The organism is Synechococcus sp. PCC 6312 (assembly GCF_000316685.1).
Lineage (GTDB): Bacteria > Cyanobacteriota > Cyanobacteriia > Thermosynechococcales > Thermosynechococcaceae > Pseudocalidococcus.
In genome coordinates this window covers 3,632,694-3,650,631 of record NC_019680.1, presented here as the reverse complement: position 1 = coordinate 3,650,631, position 17,938 = coordinate 3,632,694, and the positions used below count along the sequence as shown (strand labels likewise).

Below are 17,938 nucleotides of genomic sequence, written 5' to 3'. Positions count from 1 at the left end.
CTAATTCCTGAGGGACTATGACGGGTAGGATGTTGAACATTTGAGAACTTTAATCGGATTGCCCAGCCACTTGCCGGAGGGTCGGGGTCGGGACTTGGGCCAGATAATGGCGGCGAAACTGTTCTTCGGCAATGGTGAGGGCAAACTGCTCTACGGCCTGGGCGTTGCGAGAAATTGCTTGCGGATAGCGACAACTGATGGCCGGGTGAGCCTGGGGCTGTTCGGGCTGCGGATAAACAAAAATCTCGACTCCCAAGGCAGTTAACGTATCCAGGCCCCTGGTCAAGGCTAATTCACTAATGCCCAGTTCGGTTTGGAGGCGACCTAGACTAATTTTGGCTCCGGTGCGGCTGAGATGTTTAGTGATCCCAATTAACCGTTGCCAGGCCTGGGTGGGAGTGGTGCGGGGTGGGTGGCCATAGATCAGGGCTAAGGGGGTGGCAGTCGTCCAGGCCTGGGAGAGCCATTGGCGCCATTCTGCCCAAGTTTGGGGGGGAGTCTCTAGGGTTAAGACCGTTTCTGGTAAGGGTGGGGTGGGGCGATAGCGATAATCTAAAATTTCCAGCCGGGCGGCGTGGCTCAGGAGAACATTGGCATAGGGGGCAGGTTGCAGATCATTGACTTGAAAAACATATTTCTTGTCTTTGGTGTTAAAGTTCAATTCTCCCACGAGGTCACAAAGTCCAAGGGGAATATCTTCGGGTTGATGATCCCACCAGATGCCCGCCGCCTGATGTCGCGATTCTGGGTCAACTATTGTAAAGGTGACAAAGCTATAGTTCTGGGACTGCCCTTGAATATCTTTCAGGCCATTGCGCCAAGGTTTGAGAATTTCCACACCCCGTACCCGCAACGTGACCGCTGGATTTCCCAGGCCATCATAGGGTTCCAGTAATTTTAACTCCCGAAATAGCCTGGGCCCGAGTTCAGCAACGGTGACATCTAAATCAATCTGAATGGCAGGTTCAGCCGGTGGTTGTCCGCCCCATTGTTGCCCCAAGGTCTGGTTTAAGGCTTCTCGCAAAAGTGGCACATTTTGAATGGGTAAGCTCAAACCAGCGGCAAAGGGATGGCCCCCAAAACGATGGAACAGATGTAGGTGTTGATTGAGTAGCTCATAGAAATCCAGGCCCCCAATGGAGCGAGCCGAACCCATGGCCAAGTCTGGGGGTGAATTTCCATCTGCTTGAGGATTAAAGGGGGCAGATTCAAAATCTAGATCCGCACCATCCTCATCACCAAGGTCTAATCCTTCTGCTCGCAATAAAATCACTGGTCGCCCATATTTCTTGGCCAATTGCCCTGCCGCCACACCGACTAGGCCCACTGACCATTGGGGGTGCATCAGGACAATCACATAGGTGGTGGATAAATCTAAGCGGGAAATTTCTTTTTCAGCTTGTTTAATGATGGTTTTTTGAAGTGCTTTGCGGCGATCATTGGCTAACTCAGCGGCCTGGGCTAATTCCTCGGCCCGTTTGGGATCTCGGGTCGTCAACAACTCGACACAGAGTCCGGCATCCCCATAAATCCGACTAACGGCATTAATCCGTGGCCCCAGGCCAAAACTAATATCGGTGGGGCGATCTCCTCTCTTACGGGCATTTGCAAGTAAGGCTTTTACACCCGGACGCTGCTGATCCTTTAACTGCTCAATTCCCCGTTGGGCTAAATACCGACAATCTCCTCTGAGTTCGACTAAGTCGGCAATTAAACCAATCGCTACCAAATCCAAGTACGCTTCCAGGGGGCCTTGGGGAATCTCCGGAAATTTGGCATACAAGGCCTCAATCAGTTTATAGGCCACGGCCACACCAGATAAATGGTGGAGGGGATGGTCGTCAGGAAATTCTCTCGGGTTGATGATGGCGGTGACATTGGGCCGATAGGGAGGCAGGGTATGGTGATCCGTGATAATCACATCCATTCCCAGGCCGGTTGCATGGCGAATTTCAGCTAGATTGGTGCTGCCCGTGTCACAGGTAATAATCAAGGTACATCCCTGGGCCTGGAGTTGGGCAAGGCCGGTCATGGATAACCCGTGAGATTCTGTCAACCGATTTGGGATGTAATAGACAAGCTGCTCATTTTGCCGAAAAAACTGCCCCAACCCCTCCCATAACACCGCCGTGGCTGTCATCCCATCCGCATCAAAATCCCCCCAAATCGCCAGCTTCTCTTGGTCGGCCCGGGCCTGGGCAATCCGTTCTACTGCTTGGGACATTTCCGCAAAGGCAAACGCCGATGTTGGTTCGTAGTTCTCAGGAAATAAGAAAGACTTAATCGCTGCGATATTGCGCCACCCCCGCTGCCATAACACTTGGGCGGTAGAGTTTCCCGCTTCTGGATGGAGAGACTTAATTGCACTGATGAAGGGGCCTGGGGGAGTCTCTGAGGCCAAGTGCTGCCAAAATACCATCGTTAAAAAATCTCCCTAGCCTAGATGTGATCTCAGACGGGATTTTCCTCCTACATATCCCATGATTGTCTCACTTTTGGCAGAAATGACTATAGCTCATGAGATATTGACAGAAAAATATTATACCGAAAAAGTAGGTGTAAAGGCCTAAAGCACAATGTGCCTTTCAGGATAGGTTCAAGCTGATGAGTGAATTCTTTTATTGGTGTTAGCGCGGGGCCTGGATTAACCATGTGGTCAAGTCCATAGGGGTTTGAAAGTCTAAAAGGGCTTCTGCCAAGTTCTCCAGTTCTGAAACAGGAAGATCGCGAATCTGCTGGCTAGTAGCCTCCGACAGGGGGCCAAATTTATGCTGAAGTAGCCGCAAGGTTAACAAAGCCTCACCTTCTTGTCGTCCTCGTTGAAGTCCCCGTTGTTCGCTGGTTTCGACTAATCGCCGATAAGTGACAGATTCGAGCATAATTTCCTCCCGTAATAACTGATTCAACAACTCCTCTCTAAACTTTAGCCCACCCAAAAGATAGGTGTAAGTGGTTAAACTCAGTCGTTCTTCTCGGTTTTCTAAATCTTCTAACCGCTGCGCCACATCAGTTAACAAGTTTTCGGCATTTGTAGTTTTGGCCAGAATTGCTAAGGGCCACAAGGTCGGAAAGGCCATAAGTTCTGATGCTGCCACTTCCCACAACCGAATGACCTGGTAGCGATGCAGGGTACTGGCAGTTTCAAAATAGTCCACTTGCACAGCGGTTGACGTAGTAGGCCTGAGAAATAAAACAATCTGCTTCACGGGTTGGCGATATTGACGATAAAGCCGGGTGTAGTAATCCAGCATTCTCAAGGGCATTTCTGGGTCAGCTTGGGTTTGAAATTCCAAATGCAAGATTTGATTGCCGACTTCTAAAAAGCTGACAAAATCTGCCCGGATCGGTTCTACAGATAGTTCAGTTTTGAGAATCTTGATTTCCGCAACAGGTTCGGCCAACAGCCATGTGACAAAGGGCCTGGGGTTACTTTCAATCAGAGCTTTGCAGAGGTTGTCGTAGACCATGGTGGGGATGTGAAAAAGCTTGCTCTAACTCTGACCTAGTGTCCCTCCTGATTACTAATTGTCATCGTTATCGGGCATGGTTCTTCAATTAAGGATTTAGCTCCTACATCTTATCGGCAATACCCAAGGGAACACGTTTTCATAGATTCGGTATTGCCCTGACTCAGCCTTAGACAATGAGGATGTCACTGGCAACCAGGCCTGGTTTTGTACTGAGAGTCGCAATCTGGGTTTGGGCTGTCCCGCCGAAGCCATCTGCATCAAAGAATAATCCACCCGTAGATTGGTTGTAAATAAACCGATGGGTAGAACTGGTTGCGGCTGTACCCAAGATAAATTGAGATGCAGCGAGTGTCCCAACAACTAAACCACCACCAAATCCACTTGCTAAGACTTGAATCCTATCGGCATTGCCAGAAACCTTACTAAAGTCAGTAATCGTATCAATACCTTCAGTGCGCGCCGTGAACCGGAAGAAATCATTGCCATTGCCACCGGTCAAAGAGTCGTTACCCGCCCCTCCTACTAAAAGATCATTACCATCTCCACCAATCAATCGATCTACACCTAGCCCACCATTGAGGGAGTTTGCTCCAGAGTTTCCAGTAATTGTATTATTGAGGGTATTCCCAGTGCCATTTATAGCTGCTGTCCCTGTTAGGGTTAGGTTCTCTAAATTAGCTCCCAAGCTATAGGTAATTGAGGAGAAAACAGAGTCAATCTCAGTCGTAATTGTTGACGTTTCAGAAATGACATCTCCCGTGTTGTCTACAACATAGAAATCATTGCCAAGACCACCGACAAGACGGTCTGCCCCTAACCCACCATTGAGCGAATTATTGCTGGCATTTCCAGTGATCGTATTGTTTAGACTATTCCCTGTTCCATTGGCAGCACTGCCCGTCAGAAAGAGGTTTTCCAGGTTTGACCCAAGAGCATAACTAATTGAAGAATAGACCGTGTCAATCTCAGTCGTAATTGTTGACGTTTCAGAAATGACATCTCCCGTGTTATCCACAACATAGAAATCGTTTCCAAGACTGCCGACTAGACGATCTGCCCCTAGCCCACCATTGAGAGAGTTATTACCACTATTACCGTTAATCGTATTAGCTAGGGCATTCCCTGTTCCATTAACTGCGGCTGTTCCCGTTAAGGTCAGATTCTCTAAATTAGCTCCCAAGCTATAGGTAATTGAGGAGGAAACAGAGTCAATCTCAGTCGTAATTGTTGATGTTTCAGAAATGACATCCCCTGTGTTATCCACAACATAGGAATCGTTGCCAAGACCACCGACTAAACGATCTGCCCCTAGCCCACCATTGAGAGAGTTATTACCACTATTACCATTAATCGTATTAGCTAGGGTGTTCCCAGTGCCATTGATCGCCGTAGTTCCGGTTAGAATCAGGTTTTCCAGATTCGTCCCTAAACTGTAGGTAATTGCGGATTGAACTGTGTCAACTCCCTGACTGAGGGCCTCAACCACAACATCCCCAGCATTATCAACAATGTAGGTATCGTTTCCCAGGCCCCCGACCATTCGATCAACCCCGGCCCCACCATTGAGGAGATCATCCCCCGCTTCTCCTGTCAGGGTATTATTCGCCGTATTGCCAAGAATTGTATTGTTGAGTTCATTCCCTGTCCCGTTGATGGCGGCTGTACCGGTGAGCGTCAGGTTTTCCACATGAGGTGTGAGGATATAGCTAACACTGGCCTGGATAACATCAATGCCTTCATTGGCTGATTCCACCACCTTATCGCCCAGATTATCAATGATGTAGGTATCATTCCCCAGGCCCCCGGCGAGCCAATCTGAACCAACCCCACCATTCAAAACATTGTTGCCCGTATTGCCCATCATCGAGTTATTAAGGGTATTGCCAGTCCCGTTAATATGCCCAGTTCCAAGCAGGGAAAGATTTTCAACATGAGCCGCCAACGTATGGGTGATAGACGAGCCTACTTCATCAATGCCAGCATTAGCAGCTTCAACCACCACATCACCCGTGTTATCCACCAGATAAAAGTCGTTCCCCAGGCCCCCCACCAAGCGATCTGCCCCCAGGCCCCCATCGAGAAAATCATTACCCAATAAGCCTTCGAGGGTGTCATTCCCCCCTAACCCAGACAGACGATCATCCAACACCGTACCGTAAATCTCATCATTGCCTTCAGTTGGTGTATTACTTGGAGGATTGGGTTTGGTAATAGCCCGCAGATCGCGGAAGTTTTCAGTTGTAAATGTGTAGAAGTTTGTGTGATTGAGGGTGATTAAATTTGGGGCAATCAGGCCAATCTGTTGAGCCGCCTTTGTACCGGAGCCATCAGCGTCATAGAAAATCTTACCCGTGAGGTGATCATAGAAAACCCTTGTGGTCGTCCGTGTGGCTTGGGAGCCAATTTCAAACTGATTGGCAAGGAAGAAGCTATTCGCTGTCCGGCCATCGCCAGTGGTTTGCAGGGCAATAATATCTTCATTGGGATTAAAATCGGTAACGGTGTGCATCGCATTGGGATGGATCATCATGGCAAACCGATCGCTCCCGGCTCCCCCTTGCAAGGCATCAAGCCCTTCATTCCCGATAATGACATCATTCCCTTCCCGACCAATAATGGTGTCGCTGTTTTTAGTACCAACGAGAAGATCCGCCCGCAACGTCCCGGCAATGACTGCCCCATCGTTGGGATTGACCACACCATCGCCATTGAGATCTCCTTTAACTCCAGAAGCCGGGGCATACACCCATCCATCAGGATTGTTCTCAATTGGTTGAAACGAACCATCCGGGAGTCGCACCATTTCCGTAATGTGCATCCCATTGGATTGGTCATCGGGGCGAATCAGAAAGTGGCGGTCGGGAATGTCAAAAATCGTGCCGGTCTCATAGCGATCTTGCCAATCGGAATAGTAAACCTGGGACGCGGCCGTAAACTTGACTGTGATAATGCCCTGGTCGTTAACGGTATAGGTTCCGGTATATTCATCGAAGCGTAAAATATAGCCCTCGGAGCGATTGGCGTATTGATAGCCCTCATAAAGATAGAACTTGCCATCGGCAGTGAAGTTGTAAACCCCCTTTAATTCCACCGGAAATGTCCAGTAGCTTTGGGGATAGTTATCAAGTTCAATCCCTGGGGTGCTGGGGTCTGGGTCAAACTCACCACTGGGCCGAGGATCATAGGGAATACCGGGCCGACTCACCCCATCATCCGTAATAATTGCGTAAATATCCCCCCGGCCAACCCTGACATAATCGTTAAAGTAATTCAGCTTTGAAGCATCTCCCCAAACACCAACAAAAAAGGGCGTTTGATTCTGAGTTGTGAACGTTCCTTGGTTCTGATTAATAAATGTACTCACAGACTGGGAAAGGGGATTGTTCGGGCCTGGGGTTAATCCCGTAATGCCTACGTTGACGGCAGAGGTGGGGGCCTGGGTGAGTAAGGGGGATGTCAGACTTGGGGTTTGGATTGGTGTCCCGTTTGACTTGGCAAGGGCATTGATTTGCGTATTGAGTTGATCGATGGCCTGTTGGGCCGGGGCCTGGGTCGTCCGAATTAGATTGGTTCGCCGCAATAGTAAATCTTCCACCCCATCATTTTCTTGCCCAATCAGAGCGGAATTAAATAAGCCTGACATTGCCCACTGCTCCTAATCCTAGATTTGACTTTTGATAGTTCCATCATCTCCAGGCCCCTCTGGGCAGTCCATACAGCGAATTTCGGAATTATCTCTGCTATACTTCTGATGAAATTCTGGTAAAGTTCGCTATCCCTGGATCAACATACTTGCTATGGAGTTTGAACAAGGCCTGGAAGCAGTTGATAATACTGTGTTCCAAAAAACTGGCCGGCGATTAGGGCAAGTAGAACGACTTGTATTAACTGGATGTTGGCAGAACAAAACCTATGATGAAATTTCTGAGGCAGCAGGGTACTCCCTTAGTTACATTAACCGCACCGTTGCGCCTAAGCTTTGGCAGACTCTTTCCTCGGTTTTAGAAGAGCGAGTGAATAAGAAAAATATTCGCTTCTGTTTAGAACGGCATTGGCACAATCAAAGGCTTGCTCAAACATCATCTGCTCTACCCCAGGCCAATATCCCTAAACCGCCACTGTCCCCTGAATTATGGCCATCATTATCGGCTTCATCCAGCCCTGAGTCATCCCCGTCTATTGATCAAATGGTTGATTGGGGTGAAGCGATGGACGTTTCCTTGTTTTATGGCCGTCAGCAAGAAATCAGTATCCTCAGTCAGTGGATTGTCCAAGACCGATGTCGGCTGGTGGGAATTTTGGGCCTGGGGGGAATGGGAAAAACGGTGCTTTCAATTAAATTGGCCCAAACTGTCCAAGATCAATTTGAAGCGATTATTTGGCGAACGGTTCGTAATGCCCCAACCCTAAAAAATCTATTGGAAGATATAATTCCGCTACTTTCCCATCAACAACAGATCCAAGGGGATATTGGGGCGTTACTGGAGCTATTCCGTCAGTCCCGTTGCTTACTCATTCTTGATAATTTGGAAACAATTTTAGATAGTCGGAATGCCGGCCGATTTCGCCCAGATTATGAGGACTATGGTGAGTTATTGCGCCTAGGGAGTGAAACACCTCATCAAAGTTGTATTCTGTTGACCAGTCGCGAGCGACCCATTGAGATTGGAATTTTAGCCAGCACAGAAGCGAAGGTACGCCTATGGAGACTCGAAGGTTCTTGGGAGATTGCTCAGGCCATCTTGCAAGCTAAGAATATTGATAGTTCTCTGGCTGTCCAACAGCAATTAAGCTCTCGCTATAGCCACTGTCCCCTCATCCTCAAAATAGTCGCCACCTCGATTCAAGATTTATTTGCTGGTGATGTGGCCGCATTTCTGGAAGAAGATACCCTCGTTTTCAATGGCATTCGCCGCTTGCTCGATCAACAGTTTCAGCGACTTACTCCGTTGGAATTGAGTGTGATGTATTGGCTGGCTATTGGTCGAGAGGGCTTAGGCCTGGATGTCTTACTCGGCCTGATTCTGACTCCCCTGCCAAAACGCAAACTCCTAGAAACCCTGGAAGCTCTCACTAACCGCTGTCTGATTGAAAAGCAAGCCAATGGTTATACCCAGCAGCCTGTGGTTATGGAATATGTCACTGATGTTTTAGTGGAACAGGTCACGGCGGAATTGCTCACTGGAGAACTGAACCTATTTTTGAGCCATGCCCTCCTCCAGGCCAGTAGTAAGGACTATATTCGCTCGACCCAAATCCGCCTCATCCTCCAACCTATTGGGATCAATCTCCAGTCCCAATTTCCAACTGCTGTGTCCCTCCACCAACATATGCACCACATTCTCCAGCAAATCCGCGATACAGGGCCTGGGGCAAGCTATGGGGCGGGCAACCTTCTCAACCTGATGCAAACCTTAGAACTCGATTTAACTGGGGCGGATTTTTCCGGGTTAACCATTGCCCAGGCTGATCTCCAAAATGCACGGCTACATCGGGTCAACTTTCACCAGGCCAGCTTCTCCTATGTGTTATTTGCTGAATCCTTTAATAGCCCCTATGTCTCGGCCCTCAGTCCTGATAACCGCTATTTAGCCATGACCGGCCCCGATGGCTTAGTCCATATGTGGGATGTCACAACTGGTCAACGTCAACTGACACTGGCCGCGCATCAGGGCCTGGCCTTAGGGGTTGCCTTTAGTCCCACTAGTGAGGTGTTAGCCACGGCCAGTTTTGATCGCACCCTCAAGTTTTGGCAGATTCCTACGGGGGTCTGTCTCCAGGTGATCTCAACTCCGGCTCCTATTTGGAGTGGCTGTTATAGCATTGATGGGCAACTCTTTTTCCTAGGCCTGGAAGATGGCAGGATTCAAGTCTGGGATGTCAACCACAATCAAGGGGTGCAGGAATTCTCGGCCCATGAAGCCACCGTCGCGAGTTTAGCCATCCATCCCCAAGGAACTGTTTTGGCCAGTAGTGGCTATGACCGCTGTATTAAACTTTGGCATCTTCCCAGTCGAACGTGCCTCTATCAACTGACGGCCCACAGCGATAATGTCTGGAAGGTGGCATTTTCTCCCGATGGCACTGTGTTGGCAACGGCTGGGTTTGATGGGGTGGCGCGACTGTGGGATGCTGCGGGCCTGGACACTATCCCTGATTCTCCTAACCTAGATTCCTCTCAAATTCTCCCCCTACCCTGTCGTCATACTCTCAGCCTTCACCGCGGCCAACTTTTGGGATTATCCTTCAGTCCTGATGGCAGCCTAGTGGCCACGGCTGGTCAAGATAGCCTGATTCGTTTGTGGCAAGTCAGTACGGGGCAGCCAGTAGCGACATTGGCCGGACATCGAGATCTGATTTGGTCAGTGGTGTTTAGCCAAGATGGCCAGTCTCTCTATAGCGTCAGTAACAATGAAATTAAGTTTTGGTCGGTGGCAGCGCGTCTGTGTGAGCGGACATTGTATGGATTGAGTGTCACCTGTCGCACCCTGGCCATCCATCCCGCCGGAACCCGTTTGATCACAGGCAGCAATGATCGACAAATTCGTCTTTGGGATTTAATCAGCGGCCACTCTCCACGAATCCTATCTGGTCACACCGGCCCGATTATTTGCTTAACGCTCTGTGGCGATGGTTCGACTCTGGCCAGTATTGACGATGAAGGGATACTCAAGCTCTGGGATTTAGAGACGGGCATTTGTCGGCATACCTGTAAAACGGGCCTGGTCGCACTCTATGTCAGTGGCAGCCATCACTCCGATTTTCCGTTCATCGCCATCTCCAGCACCGCCAAAGTCATTCAACTGTGGAACTATCGCACCGCAGAACTGTTTCGGACTCTGGAAATTCCCAAATCCTTGGGCCATCCCCATGTGGTTACGATTCATCCCCATCAACCCCTCATAGCCACGGGACATCACACTGGGCAGCTGTATCTCTGGCATCTGACCGCAGACCAGCCCCACCAAACCCTGAGCGGCCAGGCCAACAAACCTTGGACGATTGCCTTTCACCCCGACCAACCCCTAATTGCCAGTGGCGGTGATGACTGTACAGTGAGCGTTTGGAATTATCAAACCAATACAGCCCTCCTTACCCTGGTGGGACATACAGCTGCCGTGGCCTGGGTGGCATTTAACTCTGATGGACGGCTAGTTGCTAGTGGGGCCGGAGATAACACGGTGCGAATTTGGGATGTGACGACTGGCCAATGCTTACACACACTTACCGATCATCAAGCCAAAGTAACCGCCGTTGCCTTTAGCCCCAGGCCCCTACCAGGTTATGACTGCCCTAATCTGTTGATCAGTAGCAGCTTTGATGAAACGATTCGCCTCTGGGATGCCGACACCGGAACCTGTCTTAAAATCTTACGACCGGATCGAATTTATGAGGGGATGAATCTGGTTAATGCCAGCGGACTCACGGAAGCCGAGAAGTTAACATTACAAACCTTAGGGGCGATCATTTCCTAACCAATGGCCTGGTTCAGACTTAGATTACGCCCACCCTTACTTCACCGAGGAGATTTTTACAGGCTCAATATCACCAGGCCTGGGGCCGGGGAGTATCATAAAGCATAAGTAAAATTGCGCGTTTCCGTGAATTTTCATCTTCTCTTGGCTGAGGCATAGAATGACCCGTTCTTATTTATCTGCTCTCTTAGTGTTGACCCTAGCCACCAGTAGCGCTGGAATCGCTGATCTCACAGCCCAGGCCCAGGGAAATGTTTCTCGCCCAGCCGTCCCCACAGAACTCCAGTCCCTCATTCAGAAAATTGATACTGCGGCTAATCAACGGGATTTGGCAGCACTTTTAGAGTTTTATGCCCCCAGTTTTAGCTCTACGGATGGTCTGAATCGGGAAATACTTGAGAAAGTCATTAAACGCCTTTGGGAAGAGTATCCTACCCTGACCTATCGCACCACCGTCAATCGTTGGAAACGTAATGCCACAGGCTGGGACGTTGAACTCACTACCACCATTAACGGCAAAGGTCAGTTTCAAGAGCAACCCCTAACCCTTGAATCTAACCTGAGCAGTCGGCAAAAAATTGTCAACGGGCAAATTACCTGGCAGGACATTACCTCTGAGCAGACCAAGATGACCTCTGGCTCGGCTCCACCCACAGTCCAATTTAATCTCCCCACTGCCGTCAAGCTCGGTCAAGATTACAACTTAGATGTCATTGTTCAAGAACCCCTAGGTGAATCCCTCCTCTTAGGAACCGCTACCGTTCAACCCATCACCCCAGAAACTTACCTCAAATCTCCTCCCTTGAAACTAGAGTTATTGCCAGCGGGCGGGTTATTTAAAATTGGCCGGGCCCCCAACCAGGCCGGGAGCCAGTGGATATCCATCGCCCTAATTCGGGATACAGGTAAGATCCTCGTGACCCAACGGCTACGGATTGGTCAACCATGACAGCTATGGAGCAAAATCCTGGAGAGACCAAGACCAGCGATCTCCCTGCTCAAACCACCCCCACTGCCTCTGAATCGCCTGCCTTAGCTGAAGAATTACCAGAACTGGAACCCAGCCAACCCGTTGCGAACATCACAGATTTTGGCATCAATCTCTACAGTCAAGCGGGGCAACTCATTCTCCAACTACCGCCGGAAATGCCTGGAGACTGGGAAGCGGTTTGGCAACAATTGCAACTCCATCTTCAAGCCCGGTCTCCATTTTGGTCTCCCCAAACCCATATGGAAGTGCGCGTCGGGAATCGCCTCCTCGACCAACGCCAACTCCAACAACTCGCGGAAGCTTTTCACCCTGTCCACATTAACGTACAAAGAATTTGCACCAGTCGTCGTCAAACCGCCATTGCCGCCGCCACCCTCGGTTACAGCGTTGAACAAACTCTCTTCATCCCCCCCTTTCCTGATAGCGAAGCAAGCCCTACAGAGGCGGCCCCCACCGCTAGCCCTCTCTATCTGCAAACAACTCTGCGATCTGGCAATGAAATTTGTCATGCTGGCTCGGTCATTCTCGTTGGTGATTTGAACCCAGGCAGCACCATTATTGCTGGTGGAGATATTTTAGTCTGGGGCCGCATTCGTGGGGTTGTTCATGCTGGAGCAGGTGGGAATTTATCAGCCCGGATTATGGGACTGTACTTAGCCGCCACTCAATTGCGAATTGCTGACTTAATTGCCCGTAGCCCGACTCCTCCCAAGGGTTTCTATCCAGAAGTTGCCTATGCCACCCCCAACGGGATCCAGATTGCCCCAGTCGGCCACCTTCACCTTGCCTAAGGAAAAACCCGTCCTCATTAGCCAATCCTCAAACGCAACGGTTATTTCTGAGCCGACTCAGATAGATGCTTACAACTCCACCATGCCTAAATTCTTAATCGGTCAGGCTGAACTGTACTACACCGTATCAGGTAATCACGCAGGAGATTGGCTTCTTTTAATTCCAGGCTTTGCTAGCGACACCTCGACTTGGGCATTGATGCTGCCGGAGTTAATTCAAGATTACCGAATCTTACGCTTGGATAATCGGGGCATTGGGCAGAGTTCCACTTCTGAACATGAATACCGTGTTACCGATCTCGCCCAAGATATTGCCGTGCTTTTAGAGCATTTAGGCATTAATGCGGTTCATGTGGCGGGGCATTCCTTGGGGGGGCAAATTGCCCAAGAACTGGTATTTCTGGCCCCTGAAAAAGTCAAAAGCCTGATTTTATTGGCAACTTGGGCCATGCCGGATCCGAAATTCCAGGCCCTGATGCAATTATTGGGTGATTTAGCAACACGGCTTGAGATGCGGTTTTACCTGAAGTCTCTAGTCCATTGGTTATTTAGTCAGCGGTTTTTTGCCACTCCCCAGGCCATTAACCAGATTTTCCAGGGCATTGACTCCATCCCAAACTTACCTTCACCCCAGGAATTAGCTCACCAAAGCCAGGCGATCATCCAGAGCAACACCATTAGCCGCCTAGTCTCAATTCACTGCCCCACCTTAATTCTCCACGGAGATCAGGACTTGATCACGCCCATCAAATTTGCCCACCAGCTAGCCCAAGGGATCCCCCAGGCCCAGTTTGCAGTCCTACCTGAAACCGGCCATGGTTCTATCATTGAGTCGTCCCAATTGGTTACAGGCGCAATGTTGGCTTTTCTGGAGTCCCTCAAGGGGGAGGGGAGTAAACCCTAAGCGGGAATGGGTAAGGTTTCCTCGGCAAATAGATTGTTGGCCAAACGATCTAAATCCGCATGGAAGTCCTGGCTGACTGTGGTTCTAGCGGGGGCAATCTGGCTGAGGTAAATCGTTTGCACATCACCGGGCAGGCAATCCCGTAACAGTTGGTAGCCATTTTGGAGATGCTGGGAAATTTCTCCGAGAGTGATGGGTTGGTCTTCGGCCTCAAGAAAGGCAATCAATCGCTCCGTATTCCAGTGAAAGGTCTGTGTTGTCACCAAAATTAGGCGAGTTAGGGCGGGTAGGTAGGCTAGGGCTGCTTCCAAATAACACCAAAATGGGGGGGAAGCGACTTGGAGGGTATAGGAAATAGACTCAATGGGAGGCACTGGGCTATGGACACAGGCGGCCACTTGATTTAATACCCAGGCCCGGAATGTGGGGACAGGAGCTTGATCTTCATCGGCCATCAATACCCCCGCTTCGGTAAACTTGACGGCGTGTAAACTAACGAAAATGGTTTGCCAGGTTTTGGCGTACAAGAAATCAATTTGGACTTGGCTGCGGGCGTGGTGGGAGAGGACACTATAAACCAAAGGCGCATAGCGGGCAAAAATCGCCACAAAATAGCGGCCTTGTTGTAACTGCTGTTGAAAAGATTCCACAAGGGCCTGGTCACTCAGCTTGAGGAGGGGCTGTACCAAGGGATGAGTATATTCCATTAAAGGGGGTAAAACTGCCGTTTTGACCATAATCTCGCTCAACAAACTCAAGGGTTAGTCCAAGGCAAATTGACACATTACAACTGACCTATTGGTGATACCGTTCCGCTCCTCTGGATTATGCAGGAGTATGCACAAGGCCCCTGTTAAGCTTTTGTAACTGTCCCAGGCCACTTGTGGAGAACTTGGCTTGGTTAAAATAAAACTAACCCTGACTGGGTGGACATCATGACACTGGCAACCCAACCGGACATTATCTACCCCGATAGTGACGGGCAACCGATGGCTGACAACACCAAGCAATTTAACTGGATTGTCCTGATCAAAGAAAATCTGGAATGTTTGTTTGCCAATGATCCTAATGTCTTTGTGGGGGGTGACTTACTCTGGTATCCCGTCGAAGGTCGGCCCGATATTCGGATTGCCCCCGATGTCTTAGTGGCCTTGGGTCGTCCTAAAGGAGACAGGGGTTCCTATCGCCAGTGGCAAGAGAATAATATTGCGCCCCAAGTCGTGTTTGAGATTTTGTCGCCGGGGAATACGCTCAAAGAAATGACCAAAAAACTCCAGTTTTATGAGCGATACGGCGTGGAAGAATATTACATCTATGATCCGGATCGCCATGAACTCACTGGCCTGGAGCGGGTTGAGGACAAACTGGAATTGATTGAAGAAATCGAGGCCTGGACTAGCCCCCGTTTAGGGATTCGCTTTGCTTGGACACCAGAATTGCTCAAGGTCTATTACCCGGATGGAAAACCTTTTTTGTCCACGATTGAACTGGCCAAACAAGCAGAGGCGGCCCAAATGTCATTAATTCTAGCCCAAGAGCGGGCTGACTTGGAAAAACAACGGGCAGACCAGGCCGAGGCGGAAAACCTGCGGTTACTGGAACTTCTGCGCAAGGCTGGGGTTGAACCTTAATTAATTCTCTGGAATCTGTTCTTGGCGAATTGACCAATCTAAAAGCTGCATCGGATGATAGACGGGAATAGTGTGGTGCTGCTCTGGAAGATACTGGCGAATTTGCAACGTACAACCGACATTAGCTGAGACAATCACGTCTGCCTTGGTTTGGGTCAGGTTTTTGACTTTTTGTCGGCCCAGTTCCGCAGCCACGTCCGGCTGGAAAATGTTATAAACCCCGGCACTCCCACAACATAACGCCGCATCAATCGGTTCGCGCAAGGTCACACCAGGAATTTTCCGTAAAAGCTGACGGGGTTGCAGGCTGATTTTTTGCCCATGAATCATGTGACAGGCATCTTGATAAACCAGTGTCAGGGGATCTTCTTGGAGGGGATGGAGGGGGGCGGTTAAACCCACATTGGCGAGAAATTCTTGAACATCTTTAACTTTGCTGGCAAAGGCTTGAGCCGGTGTGGCGTAGTCTGGGTCTTCCGCTAGTAAGTGTCCGTATTCCTTCAGGGTATGGCCGCAACCCGAGGCGTTAATAATCACGGCATCTAAATCCCACTGGTCAAAGGTATCAATCATCTGGCGAGCAAGAGCTTGGGCCTGGGCTTCTTGGCCTTGGTGGTGGGAGAGAGCAGCGCAACAGCCTTGGCTAGGGGGAATCACGACTTCACAGCCATTGGCCGTTAAGACCCTCACCGTAGCTTCGTTGACTTCTGGCAAGAAAATCCGTTGGACACAGCCGAGAATGAACCCGACTCGAAATCGTTTTGTCCCTTGGGCTGGAATCACAGTTGGAAATTTATCCTGCCAGGCCTGGGGGGGAATCGGGGGCAACATTTTTTCCATCGCCCCGAGGGATTTAGGTAACAGTTTCGCTAAAGGAGACCGCCGCCAAAGGGTTTGTATCCCCATTTTTTGATAGAGCCAGAGGGGAGCCAACAAGACCCGTAAACGCTGGGGATAGGGAAATGTAGTGAAGATCAGCGTCCGTAAGAGTTGCTCTCCTAAAGACCGTTTGTGATTCCGTTCAATTTGGGGACGAGTGGCGGCAATTAACTGGTCATAGGCCACCCCCGAGGGGCAAGTCGTGACACAGGCTAAACAGCCTAAACAGGAGTCAAAATGTTGGACGGTTGCTGGTGAAAGGGGGACTTTGGCGGTGTTGATCCCATCCATTAAGTAAATCCGCCCCCGCGGAGAGTCGGTTTCCTTGCCAATCACTCGGTAACTGGGACAGGTGGCTAAACAAAACCCACAGTGGACACAGGTATCAATCAGCTTCGGATCCGGGGGTGATTGGTTATCAAAGCCAAGGAAGGGAGGATAGGTGGCCGCTGATACGGGTAATGAGGCTGGCAACTCTGACATTAAATCCCTCCGACAAAACGTTGCGGACTCAACAGGCCCTTGGGATCAAATTGTTGCTTAATTGTTCCCATGAGTGCCATTGCATTCCCGGTGTAGCCCCATAGATCCAGGCTTTGCTTGAGGGCTAAGGGCGCATCTAAGACGGTGAAAAATCCCCCGCGGGCCTGGCAGAGAGGACGAATAATAGTGACAATTTTGGCTAAAGCGGGTTCATCCCCCAACAGTTGCATTTCCCCAATCCCGGCCCCCCAATGGAACACGAGGGAACCACCCAGGCCTAGTTTAGTAATCTCAGCCAAGATCATGTTCAGACCTAACACCCCTTGATCGGGTAAGAGACCAAACTTGGCTCGCAGCCCCCCGGCCCCCAAATTCCCAGCCCCCAGGCCCGCTAATGGTTGGGGAATTTCCGTAATCTGTACCCCGGCCTGTTGAGCTAACTGCTTGAGGCGTTTCCCTTGCACTTGTACCGCTGGCCTAAAGCCTTGAAACTGCACCCGTAAGCCCAAGTCGCCCTGTAAATGCGTTGATGTCAGCCAATCGGGAGAGAGCAAATCTAGACAAGTCGGCATTAGACTATTACCGCGTAAATCCGGCAGCAGTTGGGCCAATCGATCAGAGGCCCCACCCATGAGCCAGGTTTGACTGTGTTCCGGCAGAGGATAGACCCGCAACGTTAATTCGGTGATGATCCCCAATGTGCCCCAGGCCCCGATTAGCACTTTATGGAGGTCATACCCAGCCACATTTTTAACCACTCGCCCCCCGGACTTGACCAACGTGCCATCAGCCCGGACAAACTGCATCCCCAAGCACAGATCTCGAATCGTGCCATACCGATGCCGCAGCGAGCCTGTATCTCGGGTTGAGGCAATTCCCCCCAGAGTGGCCTGGTCAGGCTGGATCGGATTCAGGGGAATAAATTGCTGTTCGGCTTTGAGTTGATCTTGGAGGGACTGGAAGCTGATCCCGGCCTGGGCTGTGACGGTCATATCCGCCGCGGCATGATCAATCAGTTGGGTTAAGTGGGCCGTACTCAGCAAAATATCGGCAATCCCTAATCCGCCCCAGGCCAACTTAGTTCCACTGCCTAGGGGTAAGACTCGCCAGCCTTGACTGGATGCGGCCTGCATGATCGCTTGGATTTGGGCCACTGATGCCGGATAAACTACTGCGACAGGGTGTGTATCTGGAGATAATGCTCGTTGCCAAATGGACTTTGCAGGATGCTCTGCCCAGGCCTGGATGCTCTCACGCCCGACAATAGTTCCGAGAGTATCAATGATTGATTGGGGAGAAATAACGGTCATTACT

11 protein-coding genes are annotated in these 17,938 nt (G+C 50.2%); 5 read left to right on the top strand and 6 right to left on the bottom strand.

Annotated elements, in window-relative coordinates; all coding sequences use genetic code 11:
- Nucleotides 1–49: 49 nt before the first annotated feature.
- The 3 genes from SYN6312_RS17670 to SYN6312_RS17660 form a co-directional block, all read right to left on the bottom strand.
- Entirely contained in the window at nt 50–2,419 is a 2,370-nt protein-coding gene (locus SYN6312_RS17670; protein WP_015126264.1) for a DHH family phosphoesterase, read from the bottom strand.
- A 208-nt stretch (nt 2,420–2,627) separates the two neighbouring features.
- Nucleotides 2,628–3,467: a DUF4351 domain-containing protein gene (locus SYN6312_RS17665; protein WP_015126263.1), complete on the bottom strand. Its 840-nt coding sequence runs from the start codon at nt 3,465–3,467 to the stop codon at nt 2,628–2,630.
- A gap of 169 nt (nt 3,468–3,636) precedes the next feature.
- Entirely contained in the window at nt 3,637–7,113 is a 3,477-nt protein-coding gene (locus tag SYN6312_RS17660; RefSeq protein ID WP_015126262.1) for a calcium-binding protein, read from the bottom strand.
- A 154-nt stretch (nt 7,114–7,267) separates the two neighbouring features.
- Here SYN6312_RS17660 and SYN6312_RS17655 point away from each other — a divergent pair, with 154 nt between their 5' ends.
- The 4 genes from SYN6312_RS17655 to SYN6312_RS17640 all read left to right on the top strand — a co-directional run bounded on the left by SYN6312_RS17655 (nt 7,268) and on the right by SYN6312_RS17640 (nt 13,631).
- Nucleotides 7,268–10,945 (top strand): NB-ARC domain-containing protein, encoded by a 3,678-nt coding sequence (locus tag SYN6312_RS17655; protein ID WP_015126261.1) that lies wholly within the window; start codon nt 7,268–7,270, stop codon nt 10,943–10,945.
- A gap of 160 nt (nt 10,946–11,105) precedes the next feature.
- The gene (locus SYN6312_RS17650) at nt 11,106–11,894 is read left to right on the top strand and encodes a hypothetical protein (RefSeq protein WP_015126260.1); all 789 of its coding nucleotides are present in this window, start codon (nt 11,106–11,108) and stop codon (nt 11,892–11,894) included.
- Nucleotides 11,891–12,727 carry a septum site-determining protein MinC gene (locus SYN6312_RS17645; protein WP_015126259.1) on the top strand — a complete coding sequence of 279 codons (837 nt, stop codon included), beginning with the start codon at nt 11,891–11,893 and terminating at the stop codon, nt 12,725–12,727. Before SYN6312_RS17650 ends, SYN6312_RS17645 begins: the two co-directional genes overlap by 4 nt.
- Nucleotides 12,672–13,631, top strand: a complete 960-nt coding sequence (locus SYN6312_RS17640; protein ID WP_015126258.1) for an alpha/beta fold hydrolase — start codon at nt 12,672–12,674, stop codon at nt 13,629–13,631. Before SYN6312_RS17645 ends, SYN6312_RS17640 begins: the two co-directional genes overlap by 56 nt.
- Here the strand turns inward: SYN6312_RS17640 and SYN6312_RS17635 are convergent.
- Nucleotides 13,628–14,389, bottom strand: a complete 762-nt coding sequence (locus SYN6312_RS17635; protein ID WP_156804884.1) for a hypothetical protein — start codon at nt 14,387–14,389, stop codon at nt 13,628–13,630. The two genes, SYN6312_RS17640 and SYN6312_RS17635, sit on opposite strands and share 4 nt — an antisense overlap.
- Nucleotides 14,390–14,566: 177 nt before the next feature.
- Here SYN6312_RS17635 and SYN6312_RS17630 point away from each other — a divergent pair, with 177 nt between their 5' ends.
- Nucleotides 14,567–15,262: a Uma2 family endonuclease gene (locus SYN6312_RS17630; protein ID WP_015126256.1), complete on the top strand. Its 696-nt coding sequence runs from the start codon at nt 14,567–14,569 to the stop codon at nt 15,260–15,262.
- Here the strand turns inward: SYN6312_RS17630 and SYN6312_RS17625 are convergent, their stop codons facing one another.
- Both SYN6312_RS17625 and SYN6312_RS17620 read right to left on the bottom strand, forming a co-directional pair.
- A complete protein-coding gene (locus SYN6312_RS17625; protein WP_015126255.1) occupies nt 15,263–16,624 on the bottom strand; it encodes a (Fe-S)-binding protein in 1,362 nt (453 codons plus the stop codon).
- Nucleotides 16,624–17,934: an FAD-binding oxidoreductase gene (locus tag SYN6312_RS17620; protein ID WP_015126254.1), complete on the bottom strand. Its 1,311-nt coding sequence runs from the start codon at nt 17,932–17,934 to the stop codon at nt 16,624–16,626. The genes SYN6312_RS17625 and SYN6312_RS17620 overlap by 1 nt, the downstream gene beginning before the upstream one ends.
- Nucleotides 17,935–17,938: the final 4 nt, after the last annotated feature.